The organism is Sphingobium sp. 15-1, assembly GCF_013375535.1.
GTDB lineage: Bacteria > Pseudomonadota > Alphaproteobacteria > Sphingomonadales > Sphingomonadaceae > Sphingobium > Sphingobium aromaticivastans.
In genome coordinates this window covers 49,892-70,677 of sequence record NZ_JABXJG010000002.1, presented here as the reverse complement: position 1 = coordinate 70,677, position 20,786 = coordinate 49,892, and the positions used below count along the sequence as shown (strand labels likewise).

Sequence of the window (20,786 nt, the reverse complement as noted above, 5' to 3'; positions counted from 1 at the left end):
CGATCATGAGGACAAGGTCGGCGCCAGCGATGGAGCCGACCTTCGCCCGGCGCGTCCCTCCCCTCCCCCTGCGCCGGGCGAAGATCCCTCCCGTGATTTGGACCCGTCCGTCGACCATGCCCAGCCGCCTCTCTGCCCTCCGGATCGCCCCCATCGCGCTTTGTGCCCTGGTCGCCGCCTGCGGTCACAGGGAACCGCCGAAAAAGGGCCCGGTCGAAGTCGGCGTGGTGACGCTGACGACGCAGGATGTGACGGTATCGACCAAATTGCCGGGGCGCACCGCCTCCACCATGATGTCGGAGGTCAGGCCGCAGGTCGCGGGCGTCGTCCAGAAGCGCCTGTTCACGGAGGGCTCCTATGTGATGGCGGGCCAGCCGCTCTACCAGATCGATCCCTCGCTCTACCGCGCCTCCCGCGACGAAGCCCAGGCGACGCTGGCGAGCGCGCAGGCGACCGCCGCCGCCGCCCAGGCCAGGGCCAGTCGCTACCGCACCCTGGGACAGAGCGAAGCGGTGAGCGCGCAGGACCGCGACGATGTGATCGCCACCGCCCGTCAGGCCGCCGCCGCCGTGCAGCAGGCGCGCGCCACGCTCCAGACCACCGGCATCAACCTCAACTTCACTCAGGTCCGCGCCCCGATCAGCGGACGCATCGGCCGCTCCTCGGTCACGCCCGGCGCGCTGGTGACCGCCAGCCAGGCGACCGCGCTCGCCACCATCCAGCAGCTCGATCCGATCTTCGTGGATGTGACGCAATCCAGCGCCAAGCTGCTGCAACTGCGCCGCGCCCTCGCCGCCGGCAAGGCGCTGCCCGCCAGCGCCACCATCCGCCTGAAGCTGGACGACGGCACCGACTATCCGCTGGAGGGCCGCATCGAGTTCGCGGAACCGATCGTCGATCCGGACAGCGGCACCGTCACGCTGCGCGCCCGCTTCCCCAATCCCGACAGCCTGCTCCTGCCCGGCATGTTCGTCCGCGTCGTGGCGCCGCAATCGGTCGTCCCCAACGCCATCCTCGTGCCGCAACAGGGCATCAGCCGCGATCCCAAGGGCCAAGCCACCGCCCTGATCGTGGACAAATCCGGCAAGGTTGAGCGCCGCATCGTCGCCGCCGCGCAGGCGGTGGGCGACAAATGGCTGATCACCAGCGGACTTCGGAAGGGCGAACGGCTGATCGTGGAGGGCACCGACAAGGTGCAGCCCGGCGACGCGGTGAAGGCCGTGGCCATCGATCAGGCCGCTCCCGCCGTCCAGGCTGGAAAGTAAGGGAGCCGGACCTTGCTCAGCCGCTTTTTCATCGAACGGCCCATTTTCGCCTGGGTCATCGCCATCGGCATCATGATGGCCGGCCTTGGCGCGATGCTGACCCTGCCGATCGCCCAATATCCCGACATCGCCCCGCCGTCGGTCAATATCAGCGCCAACTATCCCGGCGCGTCCGCCGGAACCGTCGAGACCAGCGTCACCCAGGTCATCGAGCAGCAGCTCACCGGCATTGACGGCCTCATGTATTTCTCCTCCTCGTCGACCGCCAACGGTCAGGCGCGGATCACCGTCACCTTCAAGAAGGGCACCGATCCCGACACCGCGCAGGTGCAGGTGCAGAACAAGGTGCAGCAGGCGCTGAGCCGCCTGCCCAATGCCGTGCAGCAACAGGGTCTGACCGTCACCAAGTCGCAAAATGACTTTTTGATGGTGGTGGGCCTCTACGACCGGACCGACACGGCTTCGCAGGCTGATATTGCCGACTATCTGGTCAATAATTTCCAGGATCCCATCGCCCGCGTCGACGGCGTGGGTTCCTCGCAGATCTTCGGATCGCAATATGCGATGCGCATCTGGCTGGACCCCTATAAGCTCGCCACCGTCAAGCTGATGCCTTCCGACGTGCAAAGCGCCATCGCCAGCCAGAATGTCGAAGTGTCGGCAGGCCAGATCGGCGCCGATCCCGCGCCGGAGGGGCAGCAACTCAACGCCACCGTCACCGCCCGCGCCCGCCTGCAGACGCCCGAACAATTCCGCAACATCATCGTCAAGACGCAGGGCGACGGTTCGGTCGTACACCTGTCCGACGTGGCGCGGGTCGAGCTGGGCAATGAAAGCTACACCTCCTCCGCGCGGCTGAACGGCCATCCCGCATCCGGCATGGCGCTGCAGCTCGCGCCGGGCGCCGACGCGCTCAAGACCGCGGAGCTGGTCAAGGCCAGAGTGGCGGAACTGTCGACCAACCTGCCGCACGGCTACACCGTCACCTATCCCCGCGACACCACGCCCTTCATCAAGCTATCGGTCGAGGAAGTCGTTCAGACGCTGATCGAGGCGGTCGGGCTGGTCGTGGTGGTGATGTTCCTCTTCCTGCAAAGCTGGCGCGCCACTTTGGTGCCCGCCATCGCCGTGCCGGTGGTGCTGCTCGGCACGTTCGGCGTGCTGGCGCTGTTCGGCTATTCGATCAACACGCTGACCCTATTCGGCATGGTGCTGGCGATCGGCCTGCTGGTCGACGACGCCATCGTCGTGGTCGAAAATGTCGAGCGCATCATGGAGGAGGAAGGGCTTTCCCCGCGTGACGCGACCATCAAGTCGATGGAGGAAATCGGCAACGCGCTGATCGGCATCGCCCTTGTCCTGTCCGCCGTGCTGCTGCCCATGGCCTTTTTCGGCGGATCGACCGGCGTCATCTATCGCCAATTCTCGATCACCATCGTTTCCTCGATGCTGCTTTCGGTGCTGGTCGCGCTGATCCTCTCCCCCGCGCTCTGCGCCACGATCCTGAAGCCGATTTCCCACGAGCATCGCGACCATGGCTGGACCGGCAAGTTCAACCGCTGGTTCAGCCGCGTCACCAACGGCTATATGACGCGGCTCAACGGCTTCATCGGCCGCCGGACCTTTTTCTGGATCGGCTATGCCGTCATCCTCGCCCTGCTCTGGCTGCTGTTCGTCCGCCTGCCGACCAGCTTCCTGCCGGTGGAGGATCAGGGGCAGGTGATGGTTCAGATCACCCTGCCCGCCGGCGCAAAATCCTCCCGCACGGCTGCCGCGGTGGAGCGCGTCCAAAATTATTTCATGAGCGATGAAAAGGACAATGTCGCCTTCGCCTTCGTGACCCAGGGCTTCAGTTTCGCGGGACAGGGCGAAAATACCGCGCAGGGGTTCATCAACCTGGCCCCATGGGACGAGCGCAAGGGGGCGGCCAACAGCGCGACGATGATCGCCAACCGCGCCACCAAGCAACTCGCCGCGATCCGCGATGCCAAGGCGCTGGCCATGACCCCGCCCTCCATTCGCGGCCTGGGCCAGTCCAACGGCTTCACCTTCGAGCTGCTGAACACCGGCGGCCTCAGCCGCGAGCACTTTCTCGCGCTGCGCAACCAGCTTATGAAGGCGGCGGCAAACGACCCGAAGCTGGCGGGCGTGCGCGCCGCCACGCTGGAGGACACGCCGCAGCTCAAGGTCGACGTTGATTCGGAAAAGCTCGCCGTCCTCGGCCTTACCCAAAACAGCGTCGACAATGTGCTGAGCGCCGCCTGGGGCAGCACCTATATCAATGATTTCGTCGACCGCGGCCGAGTGAAGCGCGTCTATATGCAGGCCGACGCGCCCTACCGCGCGCTGCCGACGGACCTCGACAACTGGCAAGTGCGGTCCAGCACGACCGGCGAAATGGTGCCCTTCTCCGCCTTCGCCACCACCCATTGGACGATGGGGCCGACCACCGTGTCCCGCTATAACGGCCAGTCCTCCTATGAAATCCAGGGCCAGGCCGCGCCGGGCGCCAGTTCGGGCGAGGCGATGGACGAGATGGTGAAGCTGCAAAAGCAGCTCCCCGCAGGCACCGGCTATGCCTGGAGCGGCCTGTCCTATCAGGAGCAGCTTTCCGGCGGGCAGGCGCCGCTGCTCTATGGCCTGTCGGTGCTGGTCGTGTTCCTGTGCCTTGCCGCGCTTTATGAAAGCTGGTCGATCCCGCTCGCCGTGCTGCTGGTGATCCCGCTCGGCCTGATCGGCGCGGTGCTGGCGGTGACGCTGCGCGGGCTGGAGAACAACATCTATTTCCAGGTCGGCCTGCTCACCACCATGGGCCTGGCCGCCAAGAACGCGATCCTGATCGTCGAATTCGCGGAACTCGCCTATCTGCAAGGCAAGGACGCCACGGCCGCCGCGCTGGAGGCCGCGCGCCTGCGCTTCCGGCCGATCCTGATGACTTCGCTGGCATTCATCGCGGGCGTCATTCCGCTGGCCATCGCCACGGGTGCGGGCGCGCAAAGCCGCATCGCCATCGGCACGGCGGTAGTCGGCGGCATGCTGACCGCGACCGTGCTCGCCATCTTCTACGTACCCCTCTTCTTCCTGACGATCATGCGCATCTTCAACCGCAAGAGTCCGCCGCCCGCCACTGCCCCCGCCACGGAGGTTCCGGCATGAAGCGCGCCCTCCTCGCCCTGACCTCGGCCGCCGCATTGTCGGCCTGCAACATGGCGCCCCACTATGTCCGCCCCGCGCCGCCCGTGCCCGCCAGCTTCCCCAGCGGCCAGGCCTATGCGCCGACGGTCGCCACGGAAAAGCCCGGCCTGCCCTGGACCGCATTGGTGGGCGACCAACGCTTAAGGACAGTCATCGAACGCGCCCTCGCCAATAATCGCGACCTGCGCGCCGCTCTCGCCAATGTGGAGGCCGCCCGCGCCCAATATCGGGTCCAGCGCGCCACCCAGCTTCCCGCCGTCACGGGCGAGGCGGCAGCCAGTTTCATCCGGCGGAACGACGACCGCCAGAACAGCTACAGCGCGGACATCGGTTTCAGCGCGTTCGAGATCGACCTGTTCGGCCGGGTGAAGAACCTCACCCGCTCGGCGCTCGAATCCTATCTCGCGACCGAGGAAGGCGCGCGGGCGACCCGCATCACCCTGATCGCGGAAACCGCCACCGCCTATGCCACCCTGGCCGCCGATCAGGAACTGCTCGCGCTGTCCCGCCAGACCCTGGCCAGCGCCGAACGCACGCTGGCCCTCACCCAGTCGCTGAACGGCGCGGGGTTGACCGGCAAGCTCGACGTGCGCCAGGCCGAAACCACGGTGGAACAGGCGCGCAGCGACATCGCCGCCAATGTGACGCAGGTGGCGCAGGACCGGAACGCGCTCGACCTGCTGGCGGGCACGCCGGTCGAGGATGCCCTGCTCCCCCAATCGCTCGCAGCGCTGACCGGCAGCATCGCGAAGACGCCCGCTGGCCTTTCCTCCGACGTGCTGCTCCAGCGCCCCGACGTGCTGCAGGCGGAACATCAGCTCAAGGCCGCCAATGCCGACATCGGCGCGGCGCGCGCGGCCATGTTCCCGAAGATCAGCCTGACGGCCGCCATCGGCGTCGCGAGTTCGGCCCTGTCCTCGCTCTTCACCGGCGGCGGTTTCGCCTGGTCCGCCGTGCCGTCGGCCGGCATGCCAATCTTCGGCGGCGGCGCGCGCGGCAATCTCGATTACAGCAAGGCGCAACGCGACCTGTATCTGGCCCAATATGAAAAGGCGATCCAGACGGCATTTCAGGAGGTGTCCGACGCCCTGGCCCGCGAAGGCACGATCGACGACCAGCAAGCCGCCCAGCAGCGCCTGGTCCTCGCCAGCCAGCGCAGCTACGCCCTGGCCGACGAACGTTATCGCGCGGGCATCGACACTTTCCTGAACACGCTGACCAGCCAACGCAGCCTCTACAACGCCCAGCAAAGCGCCATCGCGACCAACCTGACGCTGATCCGCAACCGCATCCTGCTCTACCGCGTCATCGGCGCCGATTTTGCTGGCGGTTGATTGGGTGATGGCCGGGCGGACTGTCTGCTCATGCAACATACCGTGCTCCTGCGCAGGCAGGAGCCCAGTTCAGGTGTTGCGATGACACACTGAGGGCGGGACTGGGCTCCTGCCTTCGCAGGAGCACGACGCGTTTAACGGCAGCAATTGGCCAACAATGCTTGGCGCACCATCACCCCTTCAGCCTCAAGGGCAACCCCGCCGCCAGCAACACGACTTCCCGACACAGCGCCGCCATCTGCTGGTTGAGCCACCCCGCCTCGTCCCGGAACCGCCGGGCCAGCGCGTTGTCGGGCACGATACCCAACCCCACTTCATTGGCCACCAAAGCGACCGGCACAGCACAAGCCGCCACCGCCTCCGCCAAAGCAGCGCGAGCCGCCGCCATATCCGCCTCCGCCAGCATCACATTGGTGAGCCACAGCGTCAGGCAATCGATCAGGATCGCGTCGGCCCGCCCCGCCGCTTCGGCCAGGGCCGCCCCCAGGTCCATGGGCGCGTCGATGGTCAGCCAGCGGCTGCCGCGTTCGCTCCGGTGGCGCGCGATCCGCTCCTCCATCTCCGCATCGAAAGCCTGCGCCGTCGCGATATAGGCCAGCCTGCCGCCCGAAATAGCCTCGCACCGCTCCTGCGCATAACGGCTCTTGCCGGAACGGCATCCGCCCAGCACCAGCAAAGTCGTCATCCCATTGCCTCCCCAATCGCGGTCAGGCCCCACAGCATCAGGCAGGCCCATGCATAGATCCGCAGCGCCGCCCGCATGGCGCGGACATCCGCAGCGCCGCCCGTCCCGATCCATGGCTTGTCATGCAGCACGCCGTCATAGCGGATCGGCCCGGCCAGCCTGATCCCCAGCGCCCCCGCCATGGCCGCTTCCGGCCAACCCGCATTGGGCGAGGCATGGCGTCCATGGTCCCGCCACATCACGACCCATCCTCCCCGGCCCGCGATGCAAAGGACAAGGGCCGCCAGCCGCGCAGGCGCCCAGTTCAGCAGATCGTCGAACCGCGCCGCTGCCCAGCCGAAGTCGGTGAAGGGCGCCTCCTTGTGTCCGACCATGCTGTCGGCGGTGTTCACGGCCTTATAGGCCCAGATGCCCGGCAACCCCAGCAACAGCAGCCAGAAGAGCGGCGCCACAATTCCATCGCAGAAGCTTTCGGCCAAACTCTCGATCCCGGCCCTGGCGACGCCCGCTTCGTCCAGCGTATCCGTGTCGCGCCCCACGATCCGGCCGACAGCCTGTCTTGCGGCATCCAGTTCCCCCCTCGCCAGAGCCCGCGCCACGGGCGCCACATGCACATAAAGGCTGCGCTGCGCCAGCGCCGGCCACGCCGCCAGCGCCAGCCAGAGCCACGCCATATCTCCGGCCCACCTGCGGATCGCCCATTCCAGCGCAAGACCGCAACCCCCCGCGACGCCCAGCAACAGCAACAACAGGCCAATGCCAGCCCCTCGCCGCTTCGGGCCGCTCCAGGCTTCCCGGTTCCACCGCCGCTCCACCGCGCCGATGATCCGCGCAAAGCCGCCCACCGGATGCTCGACCCGCGCATAAAGCCAACCCGGCCAGCCCAGCCCGGCATCCAGCACCAGCGCCGCCAGCGCCACCGGCTCAGCCATCGGCCAAGGCCCGGTCGAGCCGCGCCAGCGCCGCCGCGTCGCCGGGCAGGCCAAGCCGCAGCCAGCGCTGCTCCCCCTCAAAGGGCCGCGTCAGGATCGCCCGCCGCGCCAGCCGGTCGAACAGGGCCGCTCCATCCTCCACCTCGATCAGCCGGAACAGCGGACATTCCCCTCGCGCCGCCAGCCCATGCCGGGCCAGCACCGCATCCAGTTGCGCCGCCCGCTCCGCCAAAGCGCCAACCGTCTCTTCGATCCACGCCCGGTCTTCATAGGCCGCCCGTCCGAACGCGATCGCCGCCGCCGAGACCGGCCATTCCCCCAGCATCCGCCGCGCCTGCGCTACTATCTCCCGCGGCCCGATGAGAAAGCCCAGCCGCACCCCCGCCAGCCCGAAGAATTTGCCGAAGGATCGCAACAGAATGAGCCGCCGCCCATCCCCCACCTCCCCCGCCAGGCTGCAGGACGGCATGGCATCGGCATAGGCTTCGTCGACGATCAGCCATCCCCCTGCCCGCTCCAGCCCGTCCAGCCATTGCAGCAGGCGGGCGGGCGGCAGGACGCGGCCATCGGGATTGTTCGGATTGGCGAGCAACAGGGCGACCGCTTCCCGGGGCGCGGCCTCTCCGGCGGCCATGGCGCGGCCACAAGCGAAAATCTCGCCATGGGTGCGATAGCTCGGCACCAGCCAGCGGCCGGGCATGTCCAGCATCCGGCCGACCAGCCGCAAACCCGCCTCGCTGCCCGGCACGGTGCAGAGATGGCCGGGATCGACCCCGAAATGAGCCGCCGCCGCCGCCTCCAGCGCCGCCAGTTCCTGCGGATCGGGCAGGCATCGCCAATCCACGGCAATGCGGTCTCTCCCCGGCCAGCTCATGGGGCTGATCCCGGTCGACAGGTCGATCCAGTCAGCACCGCCATAAACCGCCCGCGCTTCCGCCAGCCGCCCGCCATGCCAGGTGAAGCCGCTCATCGCATCAACACCATCACGGCCAGCAAGCCGCTTTCCAGCAGCTCGATCCCCGCGCCATGCCCGTCCCCGGAAATGCCGCCGATCCGCGACCGCAGCCACAGGCCCCACAGCGGAATCAGCACGGCCACAGCCCATAAGCCCGGCATCCAAAAGCTCAGCAGCAGCCCCAGCATCGCCCAAAGGATGAGCGGAGCAACGCGCCAGCCAGCCCGGAACCGGCTCGCCAGCCCTTCATGCAGCGGCGGCAGCCATCGCGTCCAGACCAGCGGCCCGATGCGCGCAACCATCGGCACGGGCACCAGCATCCATGGCGGAAAATGCTCCACCCACAGCCGCAGCAGCACCAGCTTGGCCAGCAATTGCAGGCCGATGGCGACCACGCCGAAACTGCCGATATGCGGATCGGCCAGGACCGCCGACAAGCGCGTCCGGTCGCCATGCGCTGCCCCCGCCGCGTCCGCAATGTCGCCCAACCCGTCCAGATGCAGCGCGCCGGTCACGGCAACCCAGGCCAGCAGGCCGAACAAGGCGCCGGCCCAGGGGTCGATCCTGACGCCAAGTCCCGCCCCGCCCGCCACGATCAGGCCCACGGCAAGTCCGGTGGCGGGAAACCAGCGGATCGCGGCGGCGAAATCCGCTTCATCGACCTCCAGCGCGGGCAAGGGCAGCCGCGTCATCAATTGCAGGGCCAGCGCCAGCCGCTTCATGCGATCAGCCCCGTAATCTGCGCGCCCGCCCATTGCGACGGCTGCTCCCCCGGCCAGACCCGCAGGCTCAGCACCGCGCCATAGGGCAGGTCCACCGCCCAGCCCTGCCGCACGTCGAAACCGCACAGGACCGCCAATGCCGCCCGCATCGCCCCGGCATGGCAGATCACCAGCGCCGGTTCGCCAACGTTGCCCAGCCCCTGCCTGATCCGGGCGCAAAGGTCTGCCCAGCTTTCCCCCTCCGGCGGCGGAAAGCCGTCCGGATCGTCCCAGAAGCGGGCCAGATCGGCGGAAGGAAGAGTCGCGGGATCAACCCCTTCCCAACGCCCGAAATGCAGTTCCCGCCAGCGCCCGTCGACAACATGGCCAACGCCCCGCTCCGCCGCGATGACCGCGCCCGGCGCCCTTGCCCGCGACAGGTCGGACGTCACCACCCGCGCAAAATCCAGTCCCCGCGCCCGCTCGACGCAGAGCGCGACCCCATCCGCTTCCGGCGGGGCGTCCAGATGGCCCAGCAACCGCCCGGCAAGCTGCGGCGCGCCATGGCGCATCAGGTGGAGCGGGACAGCCCTCACAAGGCGCCCGCCACCGCCGCTTCCGCGAAGGTCGCCATGCCCGCATGGGCCGCCAGAGCCGACCGCACGATCTGCGCCGCGACCGCCGCGCCGCTGCCCTCGCCCAGCCGCATGTCCAGCCGCAGCAGCGGGTCGAGTCCCAATGCCGCCAGCAGCCGCGCATGCCCCGCCTCGGCCGACATATGCGCCGCCAGGCAGTGGCCGACTATCGCCGGATTGTCCTTCGCCAGCGGAGCGACCGCCGCGCAGCCGATGAAGCCGTCCAGCATCAACGGCACGCGCAGCCTCCGCGCCGCCATCACCGCGCCCGCCAGCGCCGCGATCTCGCGCCCGCCCAGCCGCCGCAATGTCTCGAAGGCGTCGCCGCAATGCGCCCCATGCAAGGCCAGCGCCGCCGCCACCGCATCGGCCTTGCGCGCCAGCCCATGGCTGTCCACGCCCGTCCCGCGCCCGACCCAATGCTCCGCCGCGCCGCCAAAGGCCTGCGCGCAGAGCGCCGCCGCGGGCGTGCTGTTGGCGATCCCCATCTCCCCCAGCAGCAGCAGGTCGAGACCGGGTTCGACCGCCGCCGCCCCGGCATTGATCGCGGCCAGGCATTCCGCCTCGCTCATCGCCGCTTCGGCGCAAATATCGCCCGTCGGCCGTTCCAGATCGAGCGCCACCACGGTCAACTCTGCGCCGCAGGCTTCCGCCAGGGCATTGATCGCCGCGCCGCCATGGCGGAAATTCGCGACCATCTGGGCCGTGACCTCCGCTGGGAATGCGCTGACCCCCCGCGCCGCCACGCCATGATTGCCCGCGAAGATCGCGGCGCGGATGCGCTCGGCCCGGGGCCGCTCCCGGCCCTGCCAGCCCGCCATGAACAGGGCGATCTCTTCCAGCCGCCCCAGCGATCCGGCAGGCTTCGTCAGCACCGCCTGCCGCGCCGCCGCCGCTGCGACGGCGCTTTCGTCCCGCACGGGCAGATCGGCCAGCGCGGCGGCGAAGGCTGCGCGATCGTCGAAGCGCATCATGAGCAGACGAAGCCTTCCGGCGGCGTACGGACGATGAAATGCCCCTTCACCCCCTGCGGCCAGTCGGCATAGCGCACCACGCCTTCCTCGCTCGCGGCATGGCGCACCGCATAGTCCAGTATCGCGCGGGCGGCCTGCTCGTCCGGCGTGAAATCGCCCAGCACATAGCCGACCTTGCCGGTCCCCCGGATATGCACCGTGCAATGCCGCTGGCAGGCGAAGAGGCAGGGCATGTCCTGCACCGCGACCCCGGCATAGGCCGGATCGCCGTCGCGTATCTTGTGAAGCGCCTCGGCCAGCAACGCGCCGCCGCGCCGCCCGGCCTCATCATCCCTGCTCTCCGCCGACAGCCGGCAGGTCGAACAGACGACCACGGACGCCCCGTGCCCGACCGCCCGCAACATCAGCGACAACTCCGCAAATCAGTCATGCCCATACTCCCGCCCGACGGCAAATGCCCTGACGGGAGAACGGGCAGAGGAAGACGTGCCGGCGCCGGACAGGCGACAGAAGTCCCCCTGCACGGCCGCACCGGCAAGGCGATGGCTGTCGCTCAGCGAGGGAAACCCCGTTCGGCCGGCACACCCTGTCCGGTCGAAGAACGACTGCGTCAGGCAGGTCTCCTGGCTCGCGGGTCGATGCCTCTCCAGCCGCCTTCTCGGAACCTGATGGGTCCAATGGCATGATGGCCGGATGGCTCGCCGCTTACAGTTGCAGGGGCAGCGCGGGCATTCCACCCGTCTTCCCTTTTCATCCCCTTGCGGGGAACCCGTCGCGCCGACGCTGATAAAGGCCGTTCCGCTTTACCGCAAGTGGGTAGGAAACACCGCCTTTCCGGCGCCAAGGCGCGGGAAAGGGCAGCATGGTTACGCTTCTCTTCATCCCTCCGAACTGCTATTATCCGGTCATAATAAGGGAGAGGGTCATGGCGATTCTAACGCGCTGTGTGGACTGGTTCTGCCGGCTGTTCGCCTGCACGGCGGAAAACGACATGCGGGTCAACAGATTGATCGCGCATATCCCCTCGGACGTCAGCGACCGCTGAACGGCCAGCGCTTCAACGCTCCTGCCCACCCCTGGCACGCCGGATGGAACGGCGGCGTCTTTCGCGGCTATTATGGCCATGCTGGCCAATGATCTAGAGCATCGTGCGTAAAAGTGGGAACCGGTTTTGCGCTTAAAACGATGCGACAACAAAAGCTTAGAGCGCGCGGCCTGCGTCCGAATTAACGCAGCGCGCTCTAGGAACCACCCTCGTCCGCCTCTGCCTTGCCACGCTCCTGGGCCTCGCCTTGGGGTTCGAGCGGGAACGGAACGGCCATGATGCGGGCCTGCGCACCCATGGCCTGGTGTCGCTGAGTTCCGCGATGCTGACCTTGTCCGCCCTGGAACTGGCGGAAATCCATCCCGACAGCGATCCGATCCGCGTGGTCCAGGGGCTGGCCCAGGCGATCGGCTTCATCGCGGGCGGCCTGATCTTCGTGCGCGGCGGGGACGTCCGCAACATGACGACCGCGGCCAGCCTGTGGATGGCGGCCGCCGTGGGAATCACCGCGGGCGCGGGGCAATATGTGCTGGTCCTTGCCGTATCGTTCATCGCGCTGCTGCTGCTCGTCTTCGAAAAGCATATCGCGGGCCGCAAGGAAAAGCGGGAGGAACCGGGCGATGACAGCATCGCCATGCCCAACCGCCGCGGTTCGGCCGTCCCGGACCGCGAGCGCTGACCAAGGGCTGGACCGCCATGATCGCAAGCATCATCGCCGCGCCCCGATAGCCGGAACCGATCATCCTTTCGGACAGGTCCAATTGCACGCGTCCGCCGCGCCAGGCTAAACCGAACGCCAGGCCCCGGCATGGCCGTCATGGCGGGATGGCAACTGGGCGAGGCGGAAAAAACGGCCGATGGACGAACGGACATCCATTTCGACCAATCCCTTCAGGGGGCTGGTCCAGCGCGATCATCCCCTGCGGGCGTCGCTGTCGCGGGAAATGCACATACGCGGCCTGCCCCGCTTCGATGCGCCCGCTCAGGCCATGCAATTCGTCCTGCTGGTCGACGAGCAGCAGGCGCGCGACAGTCTGGCGGCGTTGGCTGGCCTGCTTGCGCCCCATGGAACCGTCCCGCAACCGGCCGACCGTTTTCTGACGGCGCGCCTGGATGAGCTTCATTTTTCCTGGGAGCGGCATACCGAATTCATGACCTACAGCTTCCTCGCCCCGGTCAAGGGCGGAACGCTGTTCGATCTTGCCCCCTTTGGCGATGTGCCGCGCTGGCTGGCCGGATTGCCCGGCCGCATCATCCGCTCGACCCATATCTCCATGGTCATGAATGAGCCGGCGGCCGCCGCCATCGCCCAATATTTCTCCACCGACGATCTCATCATTTCCGACGTGGCGGATGGTCATGCCCGGATCTGGAGCGATTTCCGGCTTCATGCCGACGGCTTCGGCCGCCTGCTCATCCAGGACAGGGGATTGCAGGGCGGCGAAAGCTCCCAACTGGTCCAGCGGCTTCAGGAACTGGGCAATTACCGCAAGATCGCCCTGCTCGGCCTGCCCGAAGCGCAGCAGGCGACACCGCTGCTGACCGCGCTGGAGCAACGCCTGACGGCGATCACCGGCCGGGTGGCGCAAAAGGATGCGGACGCCGATCAGGTACTGGAGCAACTCTCGGCCCTCAGCGCCGAACTGGCGGAGATCGTCGCCCGCACCCGCTATCGCATGAGCGCGACGCAGGCCTATGCGGAAATCTGCCGCGACCGAATCCGCCGCCTGGCCGTCGTGCCGGTGCGCGGCTATCGCTCGCTCGACGATTTCACGGAGCGGCGGCTGCTGCCGGCCATGCGCACATGCGACGCCTTCACCAGGCGGCTGGAAGACCTGGCGCAGCGCACCGCCTGGACCAGCGCCCTGCTGCGCACCCGCGTGGACACCGCGCTCGCCCGTCGCAACCGGGACCTGCTGGCCTCCATGGACCGGCGGACCGGACTACAATTGCGGCTGCAACATACGGTGGAGGGATTGTCGGTCGTCGCCATCAGCTATTATGCGCTGGGCCTATGGCACCATCTCAAGGAAGCATTGGAGCATCAGGGGCTGCATCTGCCCGGCTGGGTCGACATCCTGCTGTTTCCGGCGACGATCGCGGCGGTATTCCTGGGCATCCGCCAGATCAGGAAGGCGAAGAAGCCGCCCGCCGGTGGCGGCGCCAAAGAATGAGAGCGCGCGTCCCGCGCCCGGTTTGACGCGGCGCGCTCCAGAACCAGCATCCCTTCAGGCGAAACGGGCCAGCAACTCGTTCAGCAACGGCCGCAGCCGCCGGATTTCAGCGCGATGCGTGGCCGACAGCTTCGCCAGCAGGTCCAGCGCGCTCGGCGTCAGTTGCAACTGGGCCCGACGCCGGTCGGCCGCGCTGGCATGGCGCGTCACCAGTCCCAGCTTTTCCAGCCGGTCCACCAGGCCCGTGGCGCTGTGCGGTTTCAGCAGCAGGCGCCGCGCAATATAGCCGACCGTCGCATCCTCCGCAGGCGCGGCGCGCAGGGCCAGCAACGCCTGATGCTGCTGCGGCGTCAGCCCCATCTGCGCGGCCCTTTCGCTGCTGAAGGCCTGGAACTGGCGCAGCGCGAAGCGGAATTCCGCCAGAGCCGCATAATCCTCATCATTCAATATGGCGCCGTCTGTTTCCATGGAACCTTCATCTTGCAATATATCGTGTTGCGACATAATTGCGCAGCACTGTAGCAACAAAGAGGGATTTGCATGATTCGGGAAGCCTCCGCTTCAACCGAATATGTCGCGCTGGGCGATCATAGCGCGGATCGGCGCATGCTGATGCTGGCGGCGATGGCGCTGGCGGTGGGCAGCGGCGGCGCAGCCGGGGCGTGGATTCTGCTCAGGCTGATCGCGCTTGCGACCAATATCTTCTGGCATGGGCGGTGGTCGGCGGAGGATGCGGAAATTGCCGACAGCGCCGCCGGCATCGGCATTCTCCTCCTGCCCCTGACCGGCAGCCTGATCGTCGGCCTGATGGCCCGCTACGGGTCGGAGAAAATCCGCGGCCATGGCATACCCGAAGCGATCGAGACGATCCTGTTCGGGGAAAGCCGCCTTTCGCTGAAGGTCGCCCTGCTCAAGCCCATTTCCTCCGCCATCTCCATCGGCAGCGGCGGCCCCTTCGGCGCGGAAGGACCGATCATCATGACCGGCGGGGCGATCGGGTCGCTGTTCGCCCAATGCTTCCACCTGAGCGCGGCCGAGCGCAAGACGCTGCTCGTCGCGGGCGCGGCGGCGGGCATGACCGCGATCTTCGGCACGCCGCTCGCCGCCATATTGCTCGCCATCGAAGTGCTGCTGTTCGAATGGAAACCGCGCAGCTTCGTGCCGGTGGCGTTGGCCGCCCTGGTCGCCTGCGCATGGCGTCCCCTGCTGATCGGCAGCGGCCCGATGTTCGCGGTCGCCCTGCATGTCCCCGGCGGAGCATGGCCGCTGGCGGGAGCGGTCGGGCTGGGCCTGCTGCTGGGGCTGGAGGCGGCGCTGCTGTCCAAGGCGCTCTACCGGATCGAGGATGGTTTCCACAGGCTGCCTCTTCATTGGATGTGGTGGCCGGCGCTGGGTTCGCTGGTGGTCGGGCTGGGCGGCTGGATCGACCCGCATGTGCTGGGCGCCGGCTATGCCAATATCCATGCCCTGCTCGGCAACAGCCTGGAGTTGAGGGCGATCGCGATCCTGCTGGCGGTCAAGGCGGTGGTGTGGCTGGTGGCGCTGGGATCGGGAACCTCCGGCGGGGTCCTGGCGCCGCTGCTGATCCTGGGCGGGGCGCTGGGTTGCCTGGCGGGCCAGTATCTGCCTGGCGATCCCGGTTTCTGGGCGATGATCGGCATGGCCGGCATCATGAGCGGAGCCATGCGCGCGCCCATGACGGGGGCCTTGTTCGCCGCCGAACTGACCGGACGTTTCGACGCCCTGCCGCTCTGCATCGCGGCGTCGGTCGGGGCCTATGCCGTCAGCGTGCTCCTTATGCGCCGTTCCATCCTGACCGAGAAGATCGCCCGGCGCGGCCGCCATATCTTTCAGGAATATAGCGTCGATGCGCTGGACTTTCTGCAAGTCCGGGAATTGATGACCGCCGGTCCGGAAACGCTCCCCGGCGCCATGACCGTGGGCGATGCCATCGCCTTCTTCGCCGGGGAGGCGCGCCACCGCAGCTATCCGGTGGTCGATCCGGACGGCGGCCTGTTGGGACTCATATCCCGGAGTGACGTGTTGCGCTGGCAGGTCGAGAATGCCGATCGCGCGACCTCCCTTGCCGAAAGCCTGTCGGATGCCTCCCAACCGGCCGCCTTTCCCGACAGCCCGAGCGGGATGGTGGCCGATCTCATCGTCCAGTCAGGCATTGGGCGCATCCCCATTGTCGAACGGGACAGCCGCAAGGTGATAGGCATTGTGACGCGACAGGACTTGCTCAGGGCCCGTCACAAGGTCCGGAAGGACGAGACGCAGCGGATGCGGCTCCTCGGGTTGCGCCTCGGCCGATAAGGATCAGCATCGACACGGCGAACGGCCGCCAATATGACATGTTCCGCCTCCTTCCTCGCTGCCGGCGCGAATGAGTGCCAACAGCCGTCCGCCGGTTCACGATCCGTCCGAAAAAATTTTGAACCGCCGGACAGTGGGCGCACACTCAATCAGCGGTGCGAAGGAGTCGCTGTGGAAAGAATCGAGCCTGCCAGCCGCATGGACAGGGAGGCGCGCGCAGGCGCGGAGGAGGATTTGCGCCTCGCCGCTCGCATCCGCCTGCGCGACCGCAAGGCGTTCGACGCCGTGTACCGCCGCTATCAGCCCCGTCTGGCGCGATTCCTGATGCACATATTGCGCCGCCGCCATTTGGTGGAGGAGGTGCTGGACGACACGCTGATGGTGTTGTGGGATCGCCCCGAAAGCTTTGCGGGCCGGAGCCGCCTTTCGACCTGGCTGTTCGCCATCGCCTATCGCAAGGCGATGAAGGCGCTAAGAAAGCAGGACGATCCGGTCGAGGATATGGGCGGAGAGGCGCGGGCGAGCAGCGATCGGTCGCCGGAGCAGGATGCCGGGGACAGCCGGGCGAAAGGGGCGCTGCTGGTCGCCTTGTCCCGGCTTTCGCCCGAACAGCGCGCGGTGGTCGACCTCACTTATTTCCACGAGATCGGCTATCGCGAGATCGCGGCGATCATGGATTGCCCGGTCGACACGGTGAAAACGCGCATGTTCCACGCCCGCCGCCATTTGCGGCGCGAGCTGGCCGGCGAACTGAGCGACTGGGTCTGAAAGGTCATGGGCGACATCATCTCCTTCCGCGACGATCCGCATCTGAGCACCGAAATGCTGCTGCCCTGGTATGCCAGCGGTCAGTTGGACCATGAAGATGCCGCGGCGGTGGAAACGCATCTCCGCAACTGCGCGGAGTGCCGCGGCGCATTGGAACGGGAACGCCGGTTGAAGACGGAAATCGGACGGCTACCTCTCAACGCCGAACTGGATTGGCGGGAGCGGCGGCGCCCGACCGAAACGCGCCATTGGCAGCCCTGGGCCATGATGACGCGCCCGGCCATGCTGGCGGCCTTCGTCTGCGCGCAGGCCCTGTTGCTGGGCGGCGCGGTCTGGCTGTTCCGGCCGGTCCCGCCGCAATCCGGCTATCATGTGCTGGGTGCGCCGGCGGCGCGGCCGAACGGCAATCTCATCGTGATATTCCTCCCCGATGCGAGCGAACGGAGCCTGCGCTTCACTCTCGATCGCGCCGGGGCCAGGCTGGTCGACGGACCGACGGCCGCGGGAGCCTATGTGCTGGCCGTCGATCCGGCGCGGCGCGATGCGGCGCTGGCGGAGCTGCGGACCCGGCCCAATATCGTGCTGGCGCAACCGGTCGAGCCGGAAGCGACGAAATGATCCGGACCTTCTTCCTGAGCCTTGCTCTCATGATGGCCTGTGCCTTGCCCGGCACCGCTCGCGGTGCGGAGGCCGCCGGCGGCGATCGGATTCTCGTCATGCTGCGCCTGCCGCCAACGCATTTTCGCGCAAGCGGCGGCTATGGCGGCGGCTATGGCGATAGCATGGGCCGCAGCCAGGCGATGCGGCAGGCGCGGCGCATCGCGCGCGATCATCATCTGACATTGGTCACCGACTGGATGATGCCGGTCATCGATCTCGATTGCTTCGTCATGCGCCTGCCCGCCGGCATCGCGCCCGAGAAAATGGCGGAGGAGGTGTCGCAGGACCCCGCCGTTGCCTGGTCGCAACCGATGCACGACTATCGAACGCTGAGCGCGCAGGCCGGGCATGACGATCCGCTCTACCCTGCCCAGCCAGCCACGACGCTCTGGCATCTCGACAGCCTGCATCGGCTCGCCACCGGGCGCGGCGTCACGGTGGCGGTGATCGACAGCGGCATAGATGCCCGCCATCCCGACCTTGCCGGGCAGATCAAGGGCAATCTGAACTTCGTCGCGGGGCGGCCGCTGATCCCCGAACGGCACGGAACGGCGGTGGCGGGCATCATCGCGGCGCGGGCGGACAATCGGGCCGGGATCGTGGGCATCGCGCCCGCCGCCCGCCTGCTGGGCTTGCGCGCCTGCTGGCAGAGCGACGCCGGGACGGCCGCCGCGACCTGCGACAGCCTCAGCCTCGCCAAGGCGCTGCATTATGCGATCGACCGTCGCGCCGCGATCATCAACCTAAGCCTGGGCGGGCCGCCGGATCGCCTGTTGGCGACGCTGCTTGACGCTGGCATGATGCGCGGCGCAACGGTCGTCGCGGCCTATGATCCCCATTTGCCCGATGGCGGCTTTCCCGCCTCCCACAGCGGAGTCTTCGCCGTCTCGGGCGGCCCGATACCGGCAAGGCGCCCTGTCTATATCGCCCCGGCGCGGGACATTCCCGCGCCTCGACCGGGGGGAGGATGGACGCTGGTCGAAGGAACATCCTATGCTGCGGCCCATGTCAGCGGTCTGATCGCATTGCTCGAAGAGGCGCAAGGGCATAGGCAGGGACGACCGAGGCTGGTCCTTGCGGGAGGAGGATATATCGATGCGCTCGCCACGGTCCGGGGCAAGGCGGTAGGATGTGATGGCCCGTGCCCGGCTCCCTTGGCGGCCGCCAGCCGGGATTAGGCCATCACGCGCCATTCTTGCCTGCATCCTTCTGACGACTGGATCGCCAGCCATCGCGCAATGGAGCGGCAGCGTCACCCTGGCCAGCCAGGCTCGGCTGCGGGGCCGTCCGATCAGCGATCATTGGCCCGTTGCCGAGCTGGAACTGGTTCATGACGATCGGCGCGGCTTCTATGTCGGCGGGCCGGCATCGGTCGTCGTGGGCACGAAACCAAGCATCCAGCCGCTATCCCTGACCCAATATGCCGATTTCGCCCGCAGCCTGCCGCGCGGCCTGGCGATCGACATGGCGTCGTTCACAGCAGCTATGCCGAATATTCAGGGACCGGGCACGACGGCAGCTATACCGAAGCCTATGTCGGCCTGATCGGGCAGCATCTTTCCAGCCGCCTTTCCCTGTCGCCCGCCGATTTCGGCCGCGGTCGACCGAGCCTCTATGCCGAGATGGAGGGGCATGTCGACATCGGCCGCAGCGGATAGCTGTTCGCCCATGGCGGCCTGCTAACCCCGCTTAGGAACAGCGCGGGCGATTATCAGTGCTTCGGTTTGCGCCACCATCCCGCCATGTGCAACGCCTGCAGCACCACGTCGGTGGTCTGCCGGCTCTGCATTGGCCAACCCACCACGCGGCGCGAGTAGAGGTCGATCACGACAGCCAGATAGGTAAAGCCTTCCACGGTGCGGTGTAGGTGATGTCTGTCACCCAGGCCCGGTCTGGCGCAGCCACGTCGACCTGGCGATCCAGAGTGTTGTCGACCGCCAGGGACGGCTTACCGCCATAGCTCCCCGGCCGATGCTTCCAGCCGATCTGCGCCTTGACACCCGCCAGCCTGGTCAGCCGGGCAACACGGTTCGGGCAGCAGGTCTCGCCGTGATCCAGCAGATCATCTTCCCGAGCCCGATGGCTCAACGGGCTCTCCCGCCAAGCATAACAGCCGCTGGGCTGGATGCACAGGCACCGACACATCGACCGAACCTTGAACTGGCTACGATGCTCGGCAACGAACGCGTATCTCACTTTGCATCCCTGGCGAAATACGCGATGGCTTTTTTTAGGACATCGCGCTCCTCGGTCACTCGGGCCAGTTTGCGCTTCAACTGGCGGATCTCGGCATCCTTGCTGACATCGCCAGACACTGTCTTCGCCAATTGCCGCCCAGCATACAACGAATGCTGACTGACACCGAGCCTCTCAGAAACCTCCGCTACCGGATACCCGCGCTCGGTGATCTGGGCCACTGCATCACGCTTGAACTCATCGCTGGAATTGGGCTTCCCCATCATCGCCTCCTGTCCTCAAAATTAGGACCAAAGGCGTCCAGAGATCTAGGGGCCATTCAATGCGCCAGGCACACTCAATACCTATCCTAACGGGCCGCGTTGATCACCTTGCGAAAATCCGCCTCGCGCGGGCGGTCGCGGCGCCCCGGGCATCAACGGCGACAGGCGGTCCCATTCCTCATCGGTCAGATCGCTGGGATAGCGCTTCGTCTTCCTGGCAATCCGCGCTCGGCTTCTACTGCGTTCACATGCAATGCCTGAATCAGACCAATACCTCCTGCGCAACCCCTCAGCCGATTTTCCAATCAGCCTCTTAGTCCGTCAGTGACACCTCGCCGGCTATGACGGTGACAAGAATGCAAGGCTCGTCACCCACCACCCAGCTATCTTCAAAGCCATCCTCCCATGGTGGAACGAGGTAGACCCCGCCTGCCGCATATTCCACGCTCACGCCGCTCGGCTGCACAAAGTGCAGCCGGCCCGACTGGCAGTAGACGACCCGGGTAGGAATTCGCTCCTGGGCCTCATCGATGTACGGTCGGATGTCCCGCGAATAACGCATTCCGGGCAGGAAAGTCGTTCGAAGGGCGGTATACCCTTCGAACCGGACGATTTCTACGCGAGCGCTCGAGAGCTCCGATTTTGCATCAGGACTGTTGAACGATCTGGCAATGATTGGCTTCTGCAT

18 protein-coding genes, 3 pseudogenes and 1 riboswitch are annotated in these 20,786 nt (G+C 67.1%); of the genes and pseudogenes, 10 read left to right on the top strand and 11 right to left on the bottom strand.

Going from position 1 to position 20,786, the window contains the following annotated elements:
• The first annotated feature begins 116 nt into the window (after nucleotides 1–116).
• The 3 genes from HUK72_RS16700 to HUK72_RS16690 are packed head-to-tail and all read left to right on the top strand — an operon-like array spanning nucleotide 117 to nucleotide 5,794.
• A complete protein-coding gene (locus tag HUK72_RS16700) occupies nucleotides 117–1,265 on the top strand; it encodes an efflux RND transporter periplasmic adaptor subunit (protein ID WP_176598840.1) in 1,149 nt (382 codons plus the stop codon).
• Nucleotides 1,266–1,277: 12 nt separating this feature from the next.
• Nucleotides 1,278–4,421, top strand: coding sequence for an efflux RND transporter permease subunit (locus HUK72_RS16695; RefSeq protein WP_176597949.1), 3,144 nt, complete (start codon nucleotides 1,278–1,280; stop codon nucleotides 4,419–4,421).
• Nucleotides 4,418–5,794: an efflux transporter outer membrane subunit gene (locus HUK72_RS16690; RefSeq protein WP_176597948.1), complete on the top strand. Its 1,377-nt coding sequence runs from the start codon at nucleotides 4,418–4,420 to the stop codon at nucleotides 5,792–5,794. The genes HUK72_RS16695 and HUK72_RS16690 overlap by 4 nt, the downstream gene beginning before the upstream one ends.
• A 172-nt stretch (nucleotides 5,795–5,966) precedes the next feature.
• Here HUK72_RS16690 and cobU read toward each other — a convergent pair whose 3' ends face one another.
• From cobU to HUK72_RS16655, 7 genes are read right to left on the bottom strand one after another with little or no spacing between them, the layout of a single operon-like run.
• Nucleotides 5,967–6,479, bottom strand: a complete 513-nt coding sequence (gene cobU, locus HUK72_RS16685; protein ID WP_176597947.1) for a bifunctional adenosylcobinamide kinase/adenosylcobinamide-phosphate guanylyltransferase — start codon at nucleotides 6,477–6,479, stop codon at nucleotides 5,967–5,969.
• Nucleotides 6,476–7,411: an adenosylcobinamide-phosphate synthase CbiB gene (gene cbiB / locus HUK72_RS16680; RefSeq protein ID WP_176597946.1), complete on the bottom strand. Its 936-nt coding sequence runs from the start codon at nucleotides 7,409–7,411 to the stop codon at nucleotides 6,476–6,478. The genes cobU and cbiB overlap by 4 nt, the downstream gene beginning before the upstream one ends.
• Nucleotides 7,404–8,381, bottom strand: a complete 978-nt coding sequence (locus HUK72_RS16675) for an aminotransferase class I/II-fold pyridoxal phosphate-dependent enzyme (RefSeq protein ID WP_176597945.1) — start codon at nucleotides 8,379–8,381, stop codon at nucleotides 7,404–7,406. The genes cbiB and HUK72_RS16675 overlap by 8 nt, the downstream gene beginning before the upstream one ends.
• Nucleotides 8,378–9,088 (bottom strand): adenosylcobinamide-GDP ribazoletransferase, encoded by a 711-nt coding sequence (locus HUK72_RS16670; protein WP_176597944.1) that lies wholly within the window; start codon nucleotides 9,086–9,088, stop codon nucleotides 8,378–8,380. Before HUK72_RS16670 ends, HUK72_RS16675 begins: the two co-directional genes overlap by 4 nt.
• Nucleotides 9,085–9,663: a histidine phosphatase family protein gene (locus HUK72_RS16665; RefSeq protein WP_176597943.1), complete on the bottom strand. Its 579-nt coding sequence runs from the start codon at nucleotides 9,661–9,663 to the stop codon at nucleotides 9,085–9,087. Before HUK72_RS16665 ends, HUK72_RS16670 begins: the two co-directional genes overlap by 4 nt.
• Entirely contained in the window at nucleotides 9,660–10,676 is a 1,017-nt protein-coding gene (gene cobT, locus HUK72_RS16660; RefSeq protein WP_176597942.1) for a nicotinate-nucleotide--dimethylbenzimidazole phosphoribosyltransferase, read from the bottom strand. The genes HUK72_RS16665 and cobT overlap by 4 nt, the downstream gene beginning before the upstream one ends.
• Nucleotides 10,673–11,080 carry a DUF1636 domain-containing protein gene (locus HUK72_RS16655; RefSeq protein ID WP_176597941.1) on the bottom strand — a complete coding sequence of 136 codons (408 nt, stop codon included), beginning with the start codon at nucleotides 11,078–11,080 and terminating at the stop codon, nucleotides 10,673–10,675. The genes cobT and HUK72_RS16655 overlap by 4 nt, the downstream gene beginning before the upstream one ends.
• Before the next feature lie 191 nt (nucleotides 11,081–11,271).
• Nucleotides 11,272–11,464, bottom strand: a riboswitch (cobalamin riboswitch).
• A gap of 486 nt (nucleotides 11,465–11,950) precedes the next feature.
• Here HUK72_RS16655 and HUK72_RS16650 point away from each other — a divergent pair.
• Both HUK72_RS16650 and HUK72_RS16645 read left to right on the top strand, forming a co-directional pair.
• A pseudogene (locus HUK72_RS16650) lies at nucleotides 11,951–12,400 on the top strand (MgtC/SapB family protein); the annotation flags it as partial.
• Between the two features lie 178 nt (nucleotides 12,401–12,578).
• Nucleotides 12,579–13,895 carry a DUF3422 domain-containing protein gene (locus tag HUK72_RS16645; protein ID WP_176597940.1) on the top strand — a complete coding sequence of 439 codons (1,317 nt, stop codon included), beginning with the start codon at nucleotides 12,579–12,581 and terminating at the stop codon, nucleotides 13,893–13,895.
• Nucleotides 13,896–13,949: 54 nt separating this feature from the next.
• Here HUK72_RS16645 and HUK72_RS16640 read toward each other — a convergent pair whose 3' ends face one another.
• On the bottom strand, nucleotides 13,950–14,363 hold the full coding sequence (locus tag HUK72_RS16640) for a MarR family winged helix-turn-helix transcriptional regulator (RefSeq protein WP_176597939.1): 414 nt from the start codon (nucleotides 14,361–14,363) through the stop codon (nucleotides 13,950–13,952).
• Nucleotides 14,364–14,435: 72 nt separating this feature from the next.
• Here HUK72_RS16640 and HUK72_RS16635 point away from each other — a divergent pair, with 72 nt between their 5' ends.
• The 5 genes from HUK72_RS16635 (at nucleotide 14,436) to HUK72_RS16615 (ending at nucleotide 19,184) form a co-directional block, all read left to right on the top strand.
• Nucleotides 14,436–16,211 (top strand): chloride channel protein, encoded by a 1,776-nt coding sequence (locus tag HUK72_RS16635; protein ID WP_176597938.1) that lies wholly within the window; start codon nucleotides 14,436–14,438, stop codon nucleotides 16,209–16,211.
• 171 nt (nucleotides 16,212–16,382) lie between these two features.
• On the top strand, nucleotides 16,383–16,979 hold the full coding sequence (locus HUK72_RS16630) for an RNA polymerase sigma factor (protein ID WP_369806001.1): 597 nt from the start codon (nucleotides 16,383–16,385) through the stop codon (nucleotides 16,977–16,979).
• A gap of 6 nt (nucleotides 16,980–16,985) precedes the next feature.
• A complete protein-coding gene (locus tag HUK72_RS16625) occupies nucleotides 16,986–17,597 on the top strand; it encodes an anti-sigma factor (protein WP_176597937.1) in 612 nt (203 codons plus the stop codon).
• Complete coding sequence (locus HUK72_RS16620) at nucleotides 17,594–18,817, top strand: S8 family serine peptidase (protein ID WP_176597936.1); 1,224 nt, start codon at nucleotides 17,594–17,596, stop codon at nucleotides 18,815–18,817. The genes HUK72_RS16625 and HUK72_RS16620 overlap by 4 nt, the downstream gene beginning before the upstream one ends.
• Nucleotides 18,771–19,184: a hypothetical protein gene (locus HUK72_RS16615; RefSeq protein WP_176597935.1), complete on the top strand. Its 414-nt coding sequence runs from the start codon at nucleotides 18,771–18,773 to the stop codon at nucleotides 19,182–19,184. The genes HUK72_RS16620 and HUK72_RS16615 overlap by 47 nt, the downstream gene beginning before the upstream one ends.
• Nucleotides 19,185–19,356: 172 nt before the next feature.
• On the opposite strand, the pseudogene HUK72_RS16610 reads toward HUK72_RS16615, so the two are convergent.
• The 3 genes and pseudogenes from HUK72_RS16610 to HUK72_RS16600 form a co-directional block, all read right to left on the bottom strand.
• Nucleotides 19,357–20,098 (bottom strand): annotated as a pseudogene (locus tag HUK72_RS16610) (DDE-type integrase/transposase/recombinase); the annotation flags it as partial.
• An 89-nt stretch (nucleotides 20,099–20,187) separates the two neighbouring features.
• Nucleotides 20,188–20,353, bottom strand: a pseudogene (locus HUK72_RS16605) (transposase); the annotation flags it as partial.
• A gap of 58 nt (nucleotides 20,354–20,411) precedes the next feature.
• A complete protein-coding gene (locus tag HUK72_RS16600) occupies nucleotides 20,412–20,786 on the bottom strand; it encodes a hypothetical protein (RefSeq protein ID WP_176597934.1) in 375 nt (124 codons plus the stop codon).